General features: G+C 42.3%; 13 protein-coding genes and 1 pseudogene. 6 read left to right on the top strand and 8 right to left on the bottom strand.

What is annotated here, in order from left to right:
- Window positions 1-113: 113 nt before the first annotated feature.
- From AC3KZC_RS20210 to AC3KZC_RS20220, 3 genes and pseudogenes are all read right to left on the bottom strand, one after another.
- A pseudogene (locus AC3KZC_RS20210) lies at window positions 114-1145 on the bottom strand (transposase).
- An 88-nt stretch (window positions 1146-1233) separates the two neighbouring features.
- Window positions 1234-1737, bottom strand: a complete 504-nt coding sequence (locus AC3KZC_RS20215) for a hypothetical protein (RefSeq protein WP_490577166.1) — start codon at window positions 1735-1737, stop codon at window positions 1234-1236.
- Window positions 1738-1826: 89 nt separating this feature from the next.
- Window positions 1827-2132 carry a hypothetical protein gene (locus tag AC3KZC_RS20220; RefSeq protein ID WP_490577167.1) on the bottom strand — a complete coding sequence of 102 codons (306 nt, stop codon included), beginning with the start codon at window positions 2130-2132 and terminating at the stop codon, window positions 1827-1829.
- Window positions 2133-2742: 610 nt separating this feature from the next.
- On the opposite strand from AC3KZC_RS20220, the gene AC3KZC_RS20225 reads away from it, so the two are divergent.
- Genes AC3KZC_RS20225 through AC3KZC_RS20240 form a run of 4 tightly spaced genes read left to right on the top strand, consistent with a single transcriptional unit; the run spans window position 2743 to window position 7521 of the window.
- On the top strand, window positions 2743-3270 hold the full coding sequence (locus tag AC3KZC_RS20225) for a thioredoxin family protein (protein WP_490577168.1): 528 nt from the start codon (window positions 2743-2745) through the stop codon (window positions 3268-3270).
- Window positions 3263-4480 carry an HlyD family secretion protein gene (locus AC3KZC_RS20230; protein ID WP_490577169.1) on the top strand — a complete coding sequence of 406 codons (1218 nt, stop codon included), beginning with the start codon at window positions 3263-3265 and terminating at the stop codon, window positions 4478-4480. The genes AC3KZC_RS20225 and AC3KZC_RS20230 overlap by 8 nt, the downstream gene beginning before the upstream one ends.
- 3 nt (window positions 4481-4483) lie before the next feature.
- A complete protein-coding gene (locus AC3KZC_RS20235) occupies window positions 4484-5158 on the top strand; it encodes an ABC transporter ATP-binding protein (RefSeq protein ID WP_490577170.1) in 675 nt (224 codons plus the stop codon).
- A complete protein-coding gene (locus AC3KZC_RS20240; RefSeq protein WP_490577171.1) occupies window positions 5143-7521 on the top strand; it encodes an ADOP family protein in 2379 nt (792 codons plus the stop codon). Before AC3KZC_RS20235 ends, AC3KZC_RS20240 begins: the two co-directional genes overlap by 16 nt.
- 33 nt (window positions 7522-7554) lie before the next feature.
- Here AC3KZC_RS20240 and AC3KZC_RS20245 read toward each other — a convergent pair whose 3' ends face one another.
- From AC3KZC_RS20245 to AC3KZC_RS20260, 4 genes are all read right to left on the bottom strand, one after another.
- Window positions 7555-7767 (bottom strand): hypothetical protein, encoded by a 213-nt coding sequence (locus AC3KZC_RS20245; protein ID WP_490577172.1) that lies wholly within the window; start codon window positions 7765-7767, stop codon window positions 7555-7557.
- A gap of 565 nt (window positions 7768-8332) precedes the next feature.
- Window positions 8333-10393 (bottom strand): TonB-dependent receptor, encoded by a 2061-nt coding sequence (locus AC3KZC_RS20250; RefSeq protein ID WP_490577173.1) that lies wholly within the window; start codon window positions 10391-10393, stop codon window positions 8333-8335.
- Between the two features lie 173 nt (window positions 10394-10566).
- Entirely contained in the window at window positions 10567-12609 is a 2043-nt protein-coding gene (locus AC3KZC_RS20255) for a glycoside hydrolase family 97 protein (RefSeq protein WP_490577174.1), read from the bottom strand.
- 81 nt (window positions 12610-12690) lie between these two features.
- Window positions 12691-13434, bottom strand: a complete 744-nt coding sequence (locus AC3KZC_RS20260) for a substrate-binding periplasmic protein (RefSeq protein ID WP_490577175.1) — start codon at window positions 13432-13434, stop codon at window positions 12691-12693.
- Window positions 13435-13926: 492 nt separating this feature from the next.
- Here AC3KZC_RS20260 and AC3KZC_RS20265 point away from each other — a divergent pair, with 492 nt between their 5' ends.
- Window positions 13927-14283: a hypothetical protein gene (locus AC3KZC_RS20265; protein ID WP_490577176.1), complete on the top strand. Its 357-nt coding sequence runs from the start codon at window positions 13927-13929 to the stop codon at window positions 14281-14283.
- A gap of 196 nt (window positions 14284-14479) precedes the next feature.
- Here AC3KZC_RS20265 and AC3KZC_RS20270 read toward each other — a convergent pair whose 3' ends face one another.
- Complete coding sequence (locus AC3KZC_RS20270) at window positions 14480-16798, bottom strand: S8 family serine peptidase (protein ID WP_490577177.1); 2319 nt, start codon at window positions 16796-16798, stop codon at window positions 14480-14482.
- Window positions 16799-17245: 447 nt separating this feature from the next.
- Between AC3KZC_RS20270 and AC3KZC_RS20275 the strand changes: the two genes are divergently transcribed.
- Window positions 17246-19363 carry a TonB-dependent receptor gene (locus tag AC3KZC_RS20275; RefSeq protein WP_490577178.1) on the top strand — a complete coding sequence of 706 codons (2118 nt, stop codon included), beginning with the start codon at window positions 17246-17248 and terminating at the stop codon, window positions 19361-19363.
- Window positions 19364-19386: the final 23 nt, after the last annotated feature.

The following is a 19386-nucleotide window of genomic DNA, read 5'->3' on the forward strand; positions in this document are numbered from 1 at the left end:
TTATTGTTTGGTTTTATTCGAAGGTTTGGGGCTCGACAACGCAGTGGCAGGCGCAGTTTTATCTACTTAGTCAGCATCTTAGAGTGGTTGTCTGTTTAGGGTTGATTGGTGATTTAGCCCAGCAGCTTTTCACACTGGCTGATGTTGGTTCGCCGCTTTCTTTCTAAATGGGCATAGTAGCCACCAAGCTTATTGGGTCGTCCAACCGCTCCTTTAAACATCTTAGTAAAGCGTGTAGTGAGCATCAGAATATTTAATCGCGCTAAAAGTGGCGGTATTTGTTGCTCTATGTATCCGCGTTTACCTTCTCGCATACAGCAGCCTGTTAATTCAACTAACTCTAAATACGACATTAGCTCAAATGGTAGCCCTTTAGGTGGGTGCTTTGTGGGACTTCCGGCAAAACGGGCGAGTGATTTAGGTTGTTTGGCGTCTTTGGCGGCGTTTATGCGTTTTTGAACGCTGGTATGGTCTGAGTCTTCTGGTGTGTTGGCCATTTTCGCTCTGATGGGGTTGAGGTCAACATACGCCATGCAAGCCGCTAATGCTGCTTCATCTAAAAGTGCTTGAGATTTAAAGCGTCCTTCCCAAAAATTCATCTGGAATGAATTTTAATGCCACTAGGCAGCCCGAAGGGTGAGCGCCATGGATGGCAGCGAATATAATCGCCCGCTGCAGTTGTCTACTTTGTTGGCTTTTCTGGCGATATCTTCATTGAGGACACGCATAAACCAACTGATATCCGCTAATCGTTCACGATAATCTGCAATTGTGCGATTTAAAAAGAACTGTTGAGCCTTATCGAGCTTATCGCCTTGTAGATATTGTTGCGTCAGTGGCGTGCCTTTGAATAACCTATGCCAACGTATAAGTATGGCTTTATCATTCAACCGCTTCGCTTTTTTATCATCGACATACAACACAATATGCGTATGATTACTCATCACAGCATAAGCACATACATCGATACAAAATACTTTGCCAAGCGTTAGCAGCTTATCTTCTACCCATTGTCTGCGATGTTCATAGTTTTTACCTGTTACCCTATCATCACCACACAAAAATGCCCGCCGAACACAGCGTGAAATACAGTGATAATATTTGGTATCAACCAGACTCACCTGTCTTTTACGTGCCGTTGCCATATTAACTGTCTAATTGTTGATCAGATAATTTTAAAATAAGCAGTAGGTGTAAAACAAATAAATAAAAGTGGGTGTCTTGTTTATTAGTTTATTTATTTATTAGCAGAACTGATAGATACACGCAAAGCGAGCCCGTGTGCAATATTAGAACCTTTGCTGACTCAGCTAAAAATGCTGAAGGCAGGAACATAAAAAAAGTAACTATAAAAATCAATTTTTTATGCGCTTGAACGCTCTTTATATAAGTTTTGAGTGTTTGGTATTGACCCGCTGTATATGCTTGTTTGCAATAAATGATGATTAATAATAATGCAGGTAAATAAAAAAAAGCGGTATTGGCTGGTAAAGACATATTAAACAGCAGAAAAGGCCCGATAGCACTAAACACAAACGCTATGCTTAATAGTTTTATGCTTAAAGTTTGATTTTTGAAGTTATTAAATGTATTCAAACTTATAAACGATAACAAGATAAAAACACCGAAACTTGCAACCGCTATGGACGTTTTTTCCGTGATATAGGCGTAAGCAATAACTATAAAACAAATAAATAATACAATGTTTTGATATCTATTTTTCATAAGAGCTTGCACAAAAAATTCCTTTTAATATTTAACTTAATTCATTTAGCTAAGTAAACGCATGCACAAAAATATAGGTGCATGCGAGTTTTAATATATTACTAACAAGCGACTACCTTAATTTCGCTCCATCTAGTGCAACCGCCACCGGTGCAAACTTCGTGATGAGTAGTCTCTGTGCATACGCTACCAGCAGAACCACCACCAGAACCGTTATCTGGATTATTTTCAGTACAGGTTTTCCATTCATTAAAAGCGGCTTTATAGCTTCTTTGGCAACTTAGCTGTGAATCTGAATGTTGCACAATTGCTCCAGCATACAAAGTTCCAGCGCTTAAACCCATTAGTTTAGTTGGCTCTACTACACAGGCACCTAGTACAGCTAAACCACTTCCAACTAGAGCCATACCAGTGCCAAATGAACATCTGAACAGGCTTGAATGACCATTATATATACAAACAACTAAGACATATATGGACTCGACCCACTGTTAAAGTATCAAAAAACAAACGTACAGTGCCAACAAATAAAAGTGGGGGTCAATGTTATTTCCGAAATCTGTTGGTTTAATGAGATAAATTTTTGTTATGCATGCTCATAAATAAAAACGTCCCACCCCGCAAAAAAAGCCGACCATCACAAATAAAGCACATCTAAACCACATCAAGCTTGCATAATCCCAAAAATATCAGCACGATTAATCGCATGTTGACTTGGGTACAAATACTACGTACCTTATTTGGTACTTTCGAAAGTGCTTAAATAAAATATCAACATAAGGAAATTGATAATGAAAAAAAGTATCAATTTTAAGTGCGACAGCTGTTGTTGCTCTGTTTTCACTGAATGTGGCAGCAGCCTCATGCACAACTTCGTGCACAAGTGTCCTATGGGGCTTGTATAAGAGCTGTACAACAACATGTATAACAGACTCAGCTCCTGAACAGCCCTAATCCGCTATTAAAATTGTCAATAGTAGGGAGCCAAGCTCCCTACTAGTAAAATGGAATGTTACTGTGAAAAAAGTTCAACTCATCATCCTGTTAATTATTACCACCTTGGTCATCTCGATAACCGTTTCTGGGGAGCTGCGCGGTCAACTTGGATTAATGTCTCACCAAGAGCGTGTCCATATAACCATTAACAACGGCGATATTGGCCAACCCCTCATACAAGATGTGCCTATTGTTAATTTATCTGGCCAAGCGATCCAACTTAGCGAGATGACAAACCAACCTGTTAATCTATTACTCGCTGACGCGAGTTGCCCTGGTTGTAAATTGATGGTCAATGACTTCATTGAACAGCAGACTCCTTCAAGCCCCCGACTAATTGTGCTCTATTTTAATGAGCTGCCCACCAACCTTAAACCAAATCAGAAGGTGACTTACCTTAAAGCATCAGGTAATCGCCATTTTGGATACTTTGACAGCCCATTTACTCCAACGGTTTATCAAATTAATTCGCAAGGTATTGTCACTGACAAACACATTGGTTATAGCGACGAAACAATTGCATATTTATTGAGCCAACCAAATGCTTAACACCTTGCTCTCCAAAAAAGTTTGGATTGGAATCGCACTCTTCTTAGTACTACTCATCAGTGTTTACAGCGCATTGTCGAGCAAAGGGGTGCCTAAACATACGTTAGTGTTTGATACCGTGCAATTGGGTGATTATCACCACTATAGCCATGGCTTTGGCAAGTTTATCTCCAATCAAGCCATAACGCTTTCAGCACCCTCCAGCAGTATAATCAAAGAGATTTATGTAAATTCAGGGGATCAGATCACACCCGGGGATCCCTTATTTTTACTGCATAACCCCGATCTGGAGCGAGAGTTATTAACCCGAGAGTCTGAGTTAAATAAAGCACAGCTCCAACTAAAAAAGCTGCAAGCTGATTTACAACAAACCTTACTCCTACTCGAAAACGATATTACCGATGCCAAAGACGATTTAACGGTGGCGCAACTTGACTTTAAAGCTCAGCAAGCATTACGTGAAATTGAGATTATTTCAGAGATCCAATTTAATCAGGCGCAAGTAGCACTCAATAAAGCCCATAACAAAGTTAAGTCACTGCAACGCCGATTAGAATTGACCCGCTCAAATAACAATCAGCGCATTAATATTGAAAAGTTAATAATCTCACAAGCACAAAGACAAGTAGAACAAGCACAAGAAGACTTAAAAAAGCTCGAAATTGTCAGCACCAGTACCGGTATTATTGAAAACATTGAAGTCAACAAAGGCGATTTATTATCATTTGGTCAAAAAATTGCCCAAATTAAGCAACTGAAACCCAACCTAGTTGAGCTCAAGTTTCCAGCTGAAGATGCTGGAGCCATTATTCCCAAGACACAGGTCAACATTAGCTACTTACAACACACCTTAACCGCTGAGGTGACACGGGTGCGAAGTGAGTTGCTTGATGGTTTTGTTGTTGTGCAATTAGATGTATCAGATCTGGCACTCCCTCACGCTCGTAATCAACTCGAGGTATCGGCAAAAGCCGTGTTAGCCATCAAGCCCGACAGTATCTTTATTCGCCGCCCGGCTTATTTTAGTCATACTGACGAACACATGTTTGTTTATCGTCTAGGGCAACAGCAGCTTATTAAACAACCCGTGAGTATCTCTCATTTCGACCGTGAGTTTTTATTAATTACTGAGGGTGTCAAACAAGGCGAACAAATTCTGATCTCTCAACTCGATGACTTGCAAGGTCAGCAAACGATTAATGTGTTGTAAGCGATGATCGAAATAACACACCTCAATAAGTGGTATGGCGAAGAGCACTGTGCCCAGCATGTACTAAAAGACCTTTCATTCACTGTTGAACAAGGTGAATATGTCTCCATTACAGGGCCATCTGGCGGTGGAAAATCAACGCTACTGTCGATACTCGGCCTACTGGATCACCCCAGCCAAGGGCAGTATGTTTTTTTAAATGAAGAAGTCACCTCTATGGGGGTCAAAACACAAGCTGCCTTTCGAAATCAACATATTGGTTTTATTTTCCAATCGTTTCATTTGCTCGCAGAGCTGAGTGTATTTGATAATATTGCCTTGCCACTCCTTTACCGAAATCTTGATAAGTTGAGTATTCAACAAAAAGTCGACGCCGTTGCAAAACAACTCGATTTAACCGAAAAACTGCTCCATTTCCCCCATCAATTATCAGGTGGACAGCAACAGCGTGTTGCTGTAGCTCGCGCCTTGGTGACCGCCCCGAAATTATTGTTAGTCGATGAGCCTACCGGAAATTTAGACAGTAAAAATGGTGAAATCGTAATGGCATTGCTTGATGACGCCCACAAACAAGGCTGCACCATCATTTTAGTGACCCATGATCTTAACTTTGCATCTAGGGCAGAGCGTATTTTACGAATTTGTGACGGTGAGCTGCAATCATGCCAAGCTGTTTAACTGACTCCTATTTTTGGCGCTGTCAGTACAAGGTCGCTTGCTCTCGCTTAAACAGCCGAAAATTACAAAGTCTCACCATTGTGTTTTGTTTTGCAATATTAATCGCCTTATTAGGGAGTAGCCTCAAAACAGCCAGTGGCTTGACCGAGCAAGAATTGGGGTATCCGAACATCGGGGCGCTTTATGATATTTCGATACAAACCGAGCATCACGCCCCAGTAAACTTGGTTATCATTAATCAGTTTATCCGACAACAAACACAATTTGATCGCATTGCGTCCTTGTATCTGAAACTTCAAAAAATCAGAACCATCAATGGGGCCTTCCAAGAGTATTTTAGCAGTTATGTTTCTGATGACTATTGGGCGATTACAGGCGTGACACCACTACTGGGCCAATTACCTGCGCAGTCACATGAAGTGATGATTTCATATCAGTTTTGGCAAGATAGGTTATCTGGGCGCTCAGATATTATTGGCCAAACGTTAATTAGCAACAATCAGATCATCACTGTCAGTGGCGTACTACCACATGATTACCGGGTCCCTCCCTATAAAAATATTCAAGCGGTCACCACACTAAAAGGACCGATAGCGTTATGGTTTGCACAGCGCAAACAACCTGACAATACCAGCCAAGACATTATCCTGATAGGCCAAGCTAATTCATTCACAGCCAAAAACAAACAACAGGTCGAGTCAGTACTCAGTTCGACCACTTATCACCATGCTAACGTGATCACACTCGTCACACCTTTACTTGAACACCTTAATGGTGCCACAAAATGGCTGAGCCTTTTTTACCTCATCACTACGGGCATTTTTTCATCTGTTTTGATATGCGCTTTAATCAATTTATTAACCAGCCAAACCCTAGCGTTAAAAACAAACCATGCATTAAGACTCACCTTAGGCGCAAGTGCATGGCAGTTAGCCATCCCTCAAGCCATAGAACTGGGGATACTCTTAGCTGCATCGATCATTATCGCCCTACCCATTTCATTGTTATTTAGCAAAACAGTGCAAAGCTTCAGTTTGTATCAACTTGGTGCACATTCGTTGTTTCCACCGCTGGATATCACCTTACTACTCGGGGGGCTGATCTTAGGATTAATCGCCTTATTGATCTGGCTCCCAAATAAACAGATCATCCATTCACCACTGGCTAACTTGATAAAAACAGCCAGTAAAGGGGTCTCAAAAAGCCAACACGGGCCACTGCAAAACATGATTTTTTCATTACAGCTGTGTGTGAGTTTGGTTATGTTGCTGTGCGGATCGGTGCTGTTTCAGTGGCAAGGACCGACTTTTTATCAAGCATGGACCCATAAAGTAAGCGGCATCACCGCCATTGCACTCAAGAGTGTCCACTATCATGGGGAACCCCAATCTTTAACGCATTTTCGCCATTTACTCAAAAGTACCCAACAACTCAATTATGACGCAGCACTAATCAGTAGCTCTCCATTGGACTTGGCCGGTAATTTAATTCAGTACCAAGCAACGGGTTTGGGTGATCTAGCCTTTCATAAAATATTCATCAGTGACAATTATTTTTCAGTAATGAAAAGCCCATTATTAATTCCAAAATTAACTCAATATCACCATTCTGGCGATATTATTGCCAGTGAATTACTGCATGACAAAATCCAACAGCTGGGCCAACATAGTGAGAGCCTATTAGCCGAAGCGGGGATCCGTAAAGTGTTAGGCACCGTGCCCGAATCGCGCATTGCCAACCCTTTCCTTACCCATTTTATCGACCATGATATTGGTATCGCTTACTGGCCATTAAAATTAAACAGCCCAACCAACTCGGCCGATAACTATCACTTAGTTATTCGCCATGATCACCAAAAGTCATTGCCCGCCAACGAGCTTGAGCAATTACTGCAGCCGTTTAAACACCATATCAATATTTCAAGCATCATTAATTTAGAACAAGAACAAAATAACCGACTCAGCCGGATTTTTATTACTTTAGTCTTTTCGGTGATTTTACTCGGTGTGGGACTCGTTGTGGCCACTATTAGCTGCTACAGCTTGTGTTACAACCTATGCGTATCAAAGCGAAGTGAGTTTGGATTGAAATTAGCACTTGGGGCGCACCCCCAACGATTAATTACCGATTTTTTACTTCAATTAGCAAAAAACACTTGGTTTGCGCTAACGATGACCGTTGTGCTGTCATTGGGTGGTATTTGGCTGCTAACACAGGTGCTAAAGAGCCTCTCCACTCTGTCATTTTTTTACCTAATTATTACTGTCATAGTGTTTATATTATGTGTCGTAAGCAGCTGTATAGCCCCTCTTAGAAAGTTCATCTATAAATCCAACCCGATGAGCTCTTTAAGAGAAGACTAAGTTGATTAAGACAAAGAGCTGCTTTAATCGCGTTTATAAGACCGAGCAGCTTTTCATCTTGATGGGTGCAAACGTTTTAAAGCCACGACTAATAGCACTTTTCAGATCTTTTTTATCAGCAAAGTTAGCTTGTTGAGTCATCTGCTCAGTGTCATTGCCTAAGGTGTAACGCCTTTTAGCACTGCCATGGCCGTAATATCGCAGCTGATAGGCAAACTGATAACGCTTAGAAAGAACAAATAACAAAGACACCCACTCTAATTTGATTTAGTTTGAGTATTTTGCAGAGCTTCGCTCACCTGCGCAAGCAAGCTGCACCTACGCAAAACTCAAACCTCAAAACTCACACCGATGCCAATCCCCCCCCGTGATCACGCCATGAAAATAAACAATTGATGGCTGCTTTTACTGTGATTTCACATCAATTGATTATTTGCAGAATACAGCGTGATGTCGGTAGCGCTGAGAGTGTCCAAAGAGGGTGAGCGTCAGCCCCTCTTTGGCTGCCGTCGCCAGTGCGGCAACGATGCCGATTTAAAAAGCAGTTTTTGATTATAAAATCGGCTGTTGATTTAACAACTACGAATGCTTTGATAAAGCTGTCAGGCTAAAACCCGAACTACAATTCACCAACAACTTAATCCTAAAAAGCTCGGTGTAGCGCAGCGCCTCAGTGAACTCTGTGGTGAAAAATCACAGAATCAATGGGCTCGCTTTTTGCCTTTGGCTTAAAAATTTGATTATCTTAAAGAAAAAATCTGCCGAGCTTCGCTCGCCTTCGCAAGCAGGCTTGCACCTACAAAACAACCGATTACCAACTATATTGCATGGTCATCGCTAAGTTGCGCGGTTTGCCTGGAAAATACCGGTCGCCGCTAAAGCTGGTGTAATCGGCGCGATCGGCATAGGCGGTATCGGCTAAATTATTGATACGCAGGGTCAAGTTCAGATGCACTGTCGGTTGCCAGCTGGCGCGCACATTCAGTAACTGGTGCCCCTCATACTCATAGCGGTTTTCAGCATCGGTGAAATAACGGCTAACATGGTGCCACTCCAAGGAGGTATTGATAGAGTCGCTCGGTTGCCAATTTAACTGCACATTGGCGATATTACGCGGTGCGGTGTCCATCTCATTGCCTTTGATATTAATCTCACCCAGCTGTTGGTCTGACTCATACCGGTGTTTGGCATGGGTGGCGGCAAAGCGCAGTTGCCAATCAGAGTTAATCGCATAATCAAATTCGAGCTCGATGCCACGATGAGATGATTTGCCATCGTTAATGGTGAAAAAGTCACTGTCGCGGAAAATAACCTGCTTTTTATCCATCGTATAAGCGGATAATACATAGCTTAACGCTGCAATATTGCCTTTTAAGCCCATTTCTAAGTTGCTTGCTGTTTCGGGTGCTAAATCGGCGACGGTTTGTTTGCGCTCTAACTGATAAAGCTCCGATGCTTGCGGGGCGCGATAACCTTTTGAAAGATTGCTGTACACTACGTTATTGTCGTTTAGGGCAATACTCAGCCCCAGTTTTGGCGACCAAGTACTAAAACTATTTTCACCACTTTGTGGGCGACTATATCGGCACCCTCCCATTCCACATGGTGTGCCATCATCGCGATTGCGCCCTGCTGCCATGTTATTTTCGTAGTCATAACTGAGGTACTCATAACGCGCTCCTACGTCAATGCTCAGTGCTTGCCATTGCGAATGTAGATTAAAAAACGGCGCGTAGACGGTGCTGCTTACATCATAATCATAATGTTTGCCTTGCGGCACAGTGGCCACTAAAAAAGCAGAGCCTTCAGTGGGGTTGGCTTGATATTGCTGCATTTGAGCTTGTGTATATTCGGCGTCAACCCCCACGTCAACGCGCAGTTCTGTGTGCGCTTGGTATCGCCATAATGATTGCAGCCCGGCCCCGGTTTGGGCGTTTTCTTCAAGGGGTGTACCGGGCAAAAAATGCTTAAAAAAGGTCATTTTTTGATCCCGAAAGTACGGGGTAAGGACGAATGTACTGCGCTCGTCTTGCCACGTAAATTGCGACCAAGCCCGCAGCGCCTGTGCTTTACGAAACGCATCAGGGTACGCATTGCTTTGTGCTATGTCTGGGTCTTTATAACTTTCAAAACCTTCAATAAAGCCTGCGGTTTGTTGATCAAGATGAGTAAATGTCAGCCCCGACATCACCGAGACTTCATCAGTTTCAAGGCGATACCTCAGGCTCAGTTTTTCTTGTTCGACATTTTCATCGTCGCGGTAACCGCTATCACGCGTCACACTGGTACTGATACCAAGCCCTGAGTCGCCCATGTCATAGCCCTGTTGAAACTTAGCCCGTTTATAACCAAACGAACCTAAATCGAGCCCTGCAAAGCCGCGGTCTTGTGTACTGTCGGGTGTAATAACATTGATCACCCCATGCACGGCATTCGAGCCATAAAGTGCTGAACCCGGCCCTTTAAGCACTTCGATGCGCTCGGCCATTTCTGTGTGCGCTTCAAAGAGTTCGTTAATGTTACAAAATCCTGCCGCGCGAAGAGCAATGCCATCTTCGGCTGTTAAAATGCCGCCACACGCCCCCGCACCGGAAAGCACAGGCGATCGCAATGCTGGTAAATATTCTTGGCCATTGCCATGCTGAACATTCGCCCCAGCCACTTGTTTAAGCACTTGTTCAATATGGGTTGGTGCAACTAATTTAAGATCTGTTTGCGATACTGTGCTTATCACAAAAGGCAATGGTGTCAACTTGCCCGCACTTCGGGTTGCGGTCGTGGTAATGCGTTCGATATCGGCTAACTCATTGGCCATCATCGCTGTAGGCGAAAGTGCAAGAAGAACAAAGAGGTGTGAGCGGCGCAGTGTCATAAGGTGTCCACTAAGTAATAAGGCTAACTGATACGTTATACTAATGACTTTTAGTGCACAGCTCACCCAATCGCGATAAACAACCAATAAATACGATAGATACAAAAAAGCCCTGCTTAATTTACCGCAGGGCTTTGGACAAGTAACTTATTGACTAGCTATAACGTAGTTATTTAAAGGGCTTTAAAGCGAATAGCCGTGCCACCACTGGTAGCAAGCTTTAAGGTTAATGTGTCTTTGGCGGTTACAAGGCGCTGCTCGATCACTAAGTCGTATGGGTTGTTTTTCCACTCGGCCTTGTCGCCATCGCGGTATATTTGCGCTTCGTACTGGCGTTTGGCATCTAAAAAGTCGAGTTTAACGCTGATGTCACGCGCGTTTTCATCACTGACCGCCCCTAAAAACCAATCATCGCCGTTATATCGCGCATTGGCTTTTGCTTGGCGGGCAAACACCACGTAATCACCGACTTCTCCAGCCAACGCAATACTTTGTTGCCAGTCTGTCGGCACATCTTGAATAAACTGAAACGCATCAGGTTTGGCTAGGTAATTTTTGGGTAAATCAGCCGCCATTTGAATCGGGCTATACAAAACAACATATAATGCCAACTGTTTGGCAAGTGTTGTTTGTGGTCGATTGGTTTTATCGCCCAAGCCATTAAAACCCATATCAAAAATGCCAGGCGTAAAGTCCATTGGGCCTGCCAACATACGTGTAAAAGCCAGCATCGGTACATGCTCTGGTGGGTTTGGCGGTGTCCCCCATGCATTAAACTCTTGGCCTCGCGCGCCTTCACGGCTAATCCAATTAGGATAAGTGCGGCGTAACCCTGTGTCTTTTATCGGTTCATGAGTGTTGATGCTGAGTTTATATTTAGCCGCTAATTCAACGTTATACAGGTATTCATTTACCATAAACTGGCCATCGTGCCACTCTTTTCGGGCAATCCCCTGCTCGTCAATGCGTTTGATATTACCCCCATCGGCGACATAGCCTGTTTTAATTTGCGCCACACCCGCTTGGTTATACAACGCGAAAGCGGCGGGCATCTGGTTGCGATAATTAGTCACATTGCCTGATGTTTCATGATGGCCGATGAGTTTCACCCCGACTTTTTTACCGTACTCGCTCACGGCATCGATATCAAAATCAGGATAGGCTTGGTCAAACTTAAACACATCGCCGTTAAAAAACCAGTCGCCATCCCAACCAATATTCCACCCTTCAACTAACACGCCATCAAAGCCATATTTTGCGGCAAAGTCCATGTACTCAAGCGTATTTTTAGTCGTGGCACCGTGTTTTTCGCCGCTACCCCAGGTTTGTTCGTTAATGTGCATACCCCACCAAATCCCGATGTATTTACCTGGGTTGACCCAAGAGACATCGCCCAATTTATTTGGCTCATTGAGGTTTAAGATCAAGTGTGAGTTCAATAAGCCGGTGGCATGTTTGGCAATTTGAATGGTGCGCCACGGCGTTGTAAATCCGCCTTGTTTTTTTACTTTAATGCCATCAGACCAAGGCGTTAAATCGGCCTTAAACGTACCCGGACGACGCTGATTGAGGGTCATGGCCGCATAATCGACCAACGCCGCTTCATGAATACTGACATGAACATTATTGCGGGTTTTATAAGTAAACGGGGTATGAACATGGGCTGCTTGTTCAAGTGGCGTGGTCTGATACACATATTCATAACGGTTCCAGCCCCGTGCGGGGATCCACCATGCGGTACTTTGGTTGGCATCAGCAATGGCAAATTCTGTCAGCTCGTCAGTTATTTCACTGTGCTCAAAGCCCTTTTGTGCAGGTACTTCATAGCGAAAGCCAATGCCATCATTGAAGACTTTAAAGGTGACAGCATAACGACCGTACTGGTTATCGTCACTTTGGAGCATCAACGTCAAGGCATTATGATGATCACGAATATTTTGCTGCTCACCCCAAGGCTGTTGCCATGTACTGTCTTGTTCTGTTCGGCTCACTTTGTTGATTTTAAACCCTTCAGCAAAGGCTGCTTGGTGCTTAAACGCCATGCCTAAATTAGACGGCGCAATAACCACTTGGTCTGCAAACGACACTTGATACTGCACATAATTTTGATCATCGTTGATGCTAACAGTCAGTTGACCGTCTGGCGAACTAACCGTGACAGTTTGAGCCTGTGCGGTGGCGCTCAAACCTAATAACGCTAAGCTAATCAGTCGCATTTTAAAATTCTTATTTTATGAGAGGGGCTTCAGATTACCTTGAGATGACAAAAAAGCAGAAGGTTTGCATACGTATTCAATTTAATTGAGGGGGCTTTTCTCATCATGCGGGTAGGACTGTAAAATTGTACTTACTCGCTCAACCAGCTCTTTTGGGGTCGATAAACTAAAGGCTAAACAAGGGGCGCCAAAATCATATTCTTTAATCGCAAATAGTTTTTCGACATGATTGTATTCAAGATCTAACGCCTTGAGTTGGGTGATCATCGAATACTCAGTTTGCATTAAAAAATCGAGCCTGCCAGCAACAAATTTACGAATAGTCGCGGCAGAATCATTAGTGAGATCTAAATTTTCTCCTGCTACAAAACCATGGTTAAGCAAATACTTGTGACTGCTATCGTTTTTATTGCTGCCAGTGCGATATTTAGACGCCTCTGCGATGTTTTTAATTTGTACATCAGGGCGGCTACGCAAACGATACACATAAATTTTCACCGCGGGAATTAATGGACAAACCCATTGAAACCAGTTTTCTCGTTCTGCGTTTTTGTAAATAGAATAGATCATTACATTCGGTTGAGATTGGGCAATATGCATTGCTCTCATCCACGGGTAGCTGTGTAATGTATAGTCAATATTGGCCTGTGACAGCACTTCCTTTACTACTTTCGTAGAGCGGCCAACAATCTCGCCATGTTCATTAGTGTAGTTAAACGGCGGCCACTCTTCAGTGACAACTTGTAAGGTAATTGAATTTGCCAACACATTTGATGTGCTACATGCAAAAAGAAGAGCTAAAGGCAAAAAGAATTCTTTAATCATTAAAAGTCGATAAAAAACGCAAGGTATTTACAAGTATAGGCAAACAATTATTTTATGCCTGTAAACTCAGTAATCGCTAATTAGTTACACTGTAAAGGGGCTTTACAAAAAGCTTACCTTGAGGGGCAAATTAAATATGGTGAACAATGCGCTTTCACATAAGCAAGCCTAATTGCGCCATCAATTAAAAATTTGCTCAGTATTGCTCTGCTTTCAAGCTTGGCTATTTAGCCCTTAAATACCATGATTGAACGCCAAAGGGATATTTCCTGTTTATTTTTATCAAGAATCAACTGAACATTAAAACCAACTACTCTAAACCAGACTTGATAACAAAAAAGTTATCCTCTCCACACCGTACCAATATTAAAAACATCTTGTGAAAGGATTTTTAGGGTGCTAAGTTACTTTTTGACCAAGGATTAGGTTTATAAAGAGCATTATTACGCAATGCCTTGGCTATCAAAACAACTTTTTACAGTAAGGATAGGTATGAAAAGCGTAAAAATACTATTAGCCATATTTATGACTGCCACCATAACGGCCGCCTCCGCTAATACTACATTAGAACAGGATGCATCTGTTGCACTTGCTCTGAAAGAGCTGAACTATAGTTACCCCGAATTAGCTCGTTCCGATAATTTTATAAAACAACTTTCCCATGACAAAGTAACCGGGATAAAAGTGTTTATATCAAAAAATATGCCTTCATCAATGTTTAACTCCCACAGCGACACAACCAATATTCAAGCTGTGGCATGTAATGCTGATAACGAAGATGAGGTGTGTACTACAACCACTAAAAATGGTCGTATCGTAAAACAATCGTGTGAATGCGTCGGTAAATAAAAACCAGCCTATTTTTATTGGGCTACGACTAACGTATTTGAGTTAATGCATCGCACCTTCAATTAGGTACTGCTAGGTTACTAAAAAAAACTGAGTTACTGTAAAGCCCCTTTACTGTTTTACTCAACCATAAAAAAGGGTCACATTGCTGTGACCCTTTGGCTAAATAAGCTTCTTACATCGCTTTTTATTCTTATTATGGATTTGCTTTAACTCTTAAAGTCATGCCCGATGATGCTCTGTAACCATATACATCGATGTGCCAAGTACCTGCAGCTGGTGAAACTTGTGTACATGATTCATTGTTAGATGAGTTTTCTGATTTACAATCAAAACTTGATGTTGTTGATTGTGCGCCATGACGGATGAATAAATCTGCATCACCTGAACCACCTGCAAGTGTTACATCAAGTGATGAATACCCAGTGGCTAATTCAATGGTGTAACGTGTCCAGCTACGACGTGACACAGATACATTAGTTTGAGTTTGGTCAATCACAGGAAGTTCACCACCTGTACCGCCACCCGTATCACCTTCAGTAAAAGCACCCGTTAAGCTAACGCCTGAAAACGAGCTGTATGCTTTAAGGCGAACATAGTAAGTACCACCCGCATTAGTTACATCACATGACTCGGCATTACCATTTTTATATGGGCGACAATCATATGATGAATCGGTTGGCGCTGAGCCAAATTTTACATACATATCAACATCACCGCTGCCACCGGCAGTTGCAAAGTTAATCGCTGTTGCGCCTGCTGGCACATCCATAGTGAACACAAGTTCATTACCTGTTGCAGCGCTAAGATTTGCTTTCGCAACACCATTAACAAGTACAGTATCGCCTGTTGGCGGTGGTGGAGGTGTTGTACCGCCATTACCATCACAACCATTTGCGGTAATGTAATCAATCGCATTTTTGGTTTGTGCTAAACCAAAACCAAACTTAACATCACGCCCGGTCGCACCTAAGTCTTGCGCTGTCGCATTAAGTACATTACGAATTTCGACGTTAGTACAGCTTGGGTGGTGACTCCATACAAGGGCTGCAACACCTGCAACATGAGGGGAAGCCATTGAAGTACCGCTCATTTTGCCATAATCACCCGCACCAATATTGATACTTGCTGATAAGCCCAGCTTAGTTTTCATTGCTGCGCCATCAGTGTCTGATACCGTTACACCAGGGATAGTAGTGGTATTTGTATCACCTAATGTACCGCCAAATGAGCCTGCAGCATTGTTATAAATAACAGCACCGACGCCACCTGAACTTTCACAATTTTTCACTTTATCGTGGAAAGAAATATTACCACGTTGGATTAAACAGATGCGGCCTGCAGCGCCATTATCAATACTTTCACCTGTTGCAAAGTCATACAGTGATCCTGATGCTTGGCCTTGATTTTCCATCGCATTGGCTGTGTATGCTGTACCAGCAACGTTTAAATCAATCACTGAACCTAAACCGTTAGGATAGGTTGAGTAAACATCAACACCTGGGCCTGCAATTTCTACTTGGCTATTTTTTTGCGAAAAATCAGCCAGTACTTTTGCACTATCAATGGCAGCAACTGACATGACTGAGTCATAGGACGCTGGGTAACTCATTGCGTCTGTGGTACTTGTTGCAACACCGTCATTACCTGCCGCTGCAATTAATAACATGCCACTATCGTAAGCTGCTTTAATACCATTTTTTTCAGTTGTTGTTGAACCTGCACCGCCTAAACTCATATTAACAACATGTGAGCCTGCATTTTTACACGCATTAATTGCATCAACTAATTCGGACGAATAACCCCAACCTGCTTCATTAAATACTTTAACGATATGTAGATTAGGATTTGAACCAATCACACCACGAACACCTAACCCATTGTTAAGTGCAGCAATAGTACCGGCTACGTGTGTACCGTGTGGGCCACCGTGCGCATACCAATTACCTGTACCACTGTCATTAGTACCACCAATCGTATCGTTGCGTGCGCCCATATCTTCGTGTGGTAGCTGTAATCCAGAATCGATAACACAGATTTTTTTACCGCCAGCCGCTGCAGATGCAACATAGTCATCAACTTGATCGGCTTGAACCATACTAATCCCATATGGTTGAGTTTGCGCCATCAAACGGCGTGGTAAATCTTCTTCTACATATTCAACATTGCTGTCAAGGCGCAATGCGATGATATCCGCAGCAGACAACTCGGCTGTTAACATATTTAATGCCGGATGCTCTGATTTAATTTTTGCACCTAAACTGGCTAATTTAGCTTTGACGTCTACATCACTCACAGCAGCAACATTATTTAAAGCGAAAGTTGCATTAGTGCCAGTTTTATATTTTACGATGTAACGTTTTGGTAATGGCGAAATTTTCTTCGCTGAATTTACATCATCAGAAATTTGCACACCCTGTGGCTGCGCTGCGTACAACGCTGTTGATACCGCCATTGATAACGTACTTGCGGTGATCAGTAACTGAGTTACTTTTTTATTGGTTTTATTTTGCATGAGATATTCCTGTGATAAATCGAGTTATTGTCCCTAGGGACAGGTCTGAAGATAACACCACACACAGAAACTTAACAATTAATTAACCCCAATATTGTTAACGACTGTAAACAAATAATTTACAAATTAATTATACCACTGAAATTAAAGGAAAATAAATAAAGTACTATTAAGCACTTTTGATTTGCAGGGCTTAAAACGCCAACAAAAAGATAAAAAAGGGCAATAAAAGCCATTATTTTAGTAACAATTACCTATTAACACCCTATTTAATGATTTTTTGGCCTAAAAAATGATGGCAAAACAATTTTATTGCATCGAACGCAATGACATCGCTGGCACTTTTATGTAGTCACGAGAACGACCCTCAAAAGTTGATAGATAAAACAATTGCAAATAGCAATGATTATCATTAAGATGCGTTAAAATTTATTGAATGAATTCTATATGTTACGTACATCTCTAACCTTAATTGCAGCCACTTTAAGCGGCTTACTTCACGCTGCACCCAATGAAAAAAGTGAAAACATTGAACGCGTTATCGTCACTGGTAGTCGTGTCATTGAAAATATTGACGAAGTTCCTGCTTCTATCACCATCATTAGCCAAACTGACATCCAAGAACAGTTAAAAATAACGCCTGAATTACAAAATATGCTGGCGCAACTCGTGCCTGGTATGGCGCCGTCGACCGGTACCGCAAGCAATGCGACACAAACCCTTCGGGGCCGAGCACCACTTGTGATGATTGATGGAGTACCACAATCGACTCCGCTTCGTAATGGTTCTTTAGGAATAAAATCCCTTGACCCTAGCGCCATTGAACGCATTGAAGTAATCAAAGGAGCAACCAGTATTTATGGTAATGGTGCTGCAGGCGGTATTATTAATTACATCACTAAAAAAGCAGCCAGCGATAAGCAACTTGCAGGCTCAGCAAGCATTTCAAGTCGCTTTAGTGCGGTAAAATTCGATGACAGCCTCGGCATGCGTTACAACGCAAACCTTCATGGCCAACAAAACAGCCTAAGTTATGTTGTGAGTGCTTCATATGAAGAAAACGGCTTACAACGCGATGCTCAAGGTGATGTCCCAGGTTTGATGTATGGCCTTTCTGACAGTGAAACTCAAAACGTTTTTGCTAAATTGGGTTATCAAATCGATGATGATAAGTCAGTGCAAGTGACTTACAATTTTTATAAATCACAACAGCAATCCGATTTAATTGATGTAACAAACAGCGTCAATACGGGCGAAAAAACCTATGCGATAAAAGCCCCAGCAGGGACTGAGATTAAAGGTGTACCACAAGGCCCCAGAGGCAATCATAACTTTATGCTCAAGTACACTGACTTGGCATTGCTTGACAATACCCAGCTAACCATTGATTTATATAAACAAACAATTGAAAACGTATTCTTCTTTTCTGCGGCACTGGCTAACCAAAGTGAAGGATATGACGGTGGTCAGTCACTAATTAAGTCAGATAAATCAGGATTGCGCCTCACCGCTAATAGCCAATTTGATTTTGATAAAGTCGAAAGCACCTTCATTTATGGTATTGACGCATTGAATGATGTGACCTCACAACCTATGGTCGATGGTCGCATTTGGGTGCCTGAAATGGACATGGATAATATCGCTGGTTTTTTACAAACTAAGTGGGTTGTCGCTGATGATTTAGTGCTCAAAGCTGGCCTGCGTAAAGAATCTATCGACTTGGCAGTTGATGATTATCAAACGCTAAAGTTATGCCGCACAATCACTCAGTGTTCCGTCGCGATGCAAGTTAAAGGCGATACCTTAAACTACAGTGCAACAACCTATAATCTCGGGGCAAAATACAATGCTTTCCCAGAATTTAGCCCATTCATCAGTTTTTCGCAGGGTGCTGATATTTCCGATACCGGCCGCTTATTACGTACCGCAACCGTAAATGATATTGCAGACATTCAAACTGCAGCGTCAATTATCGACAATTACGAGATAGGCTTTAATTCTGAATTTGATAATTTACGTTTTGAAGTAGCCGCATACCGAAGTACTTCTGAGCTGGGCACGACCAATAAATTTAACGCCGCTACTGGCGTCTACGAACCCGTACGCGCACCACAAAAGATTTGGGGGTATGAAGGATTAGTTAACTATCAAATCAATTCTGACTTGTCAGTTAATGCCACATACAGTTGGGTAGAAGGTAAAAATACCGCACAAGATGTGTATCTTGGTGCGCAACAAATATCAGCGCCAAAAGCAACGCTTAACTTACGTTGGCAAGCACTCGATAATGCGAGCTTAACCCTAAACTATTTACATGTCGGTAATCGTAAACGGTTTGAGAAAGTAAATGGGGAATATGTGGGAGATCAAGGGCCAGTTGACAGCTATCAAGTAGTCAATTTGAGCGGGAAAATTGCGTTTTCTGGCTATAACGCTTTTTTTGGTATCGAAAACCTCTTTAACCAAGATTACTACTCTGCACGTTCACAAAGTTTTACGTATAAGGGATACAATACAAAAAGTATTGGTACCACAGTTAACTTAGGCGTCAGTTTCGACTTTTAATCCTACCAGGCAGCCAAAGGATT

The sequence above is a fragment of the Pseudoalteromonas sp. J2K-J031 genome (genome assembly GCF_058197095.2).

Coding starts and splice junctions, on each gene's coding strand:
- AC3KZC_RS20220 (WP_490577167.1), bottom strand. CDS start 2,132: ATGGCTCTAGTTGGAAGTGGTTTAGCTGTACTAGGTGCCTGTGTAGTA.
- AC3KZC_RS20230 (WP_490577169.1), top strand. CDS start 3,263: ATGCTTAACACCTTGCTCTCCAAAAAAGTTTGGATTGGAATCGCACTC.
- AC3KZC_RS20235 (WP_490577170.1), top strand. CDS start 4,484: ATGATCGAAATAACACACCTCAATAAGTGGTATGGCGAAGAGCACTGT.
- AC3KZC_RS20240 (WP_490577171.1), top strand. CDS start 5,143: ATGCCAAGCTGTTTAACTGACTCCTATTTTTGGCGCTGTCAGTACAAG.
- AC3KZC_RS20250 (WP_490577173.1), bottom strand. CDS start 10,393: ATGACACTGCGCCGCTCACACCTCTTTGTTCTTCTTGCACTTTCGCCT.
- AC3KZC_RS20255 (WP_490577174.1), bottom strand. CDS start 12,609: ATGCGACTGATTAGCTTAGCGTTATTAGGTTTGAGCGCCACCGCACAG.
- AC3KZC_RS20260 (WP_490577175.1), bottom strand. CDS start 13,434: ATGATTAAAGAATTCTTTTTGCCTTTAGCTCTTCTTTTTGCATGTAGC.
- AC3KZC_RS20265 (WP_490577176.1), top strand. CDS start 13,927: ATGAAAAGCGTAAAAATACTATTAGCCATATTTATGACTGCCACCATA.
- AC3KZC_RS20270 (WP_490577177.1), bottom strand. CDS start 16,798: ATGCAAAATAAAACCAATAAAAAAGTAACTCAGTTACTGATCACCGCA.
- AC3KZC_RS20275 (WP_490577178.1), top strand. CDS start 17,246: ATGTTACGTACATCTCTAACCTTAATTGCAGCCACTTTAAGCGGCTTA.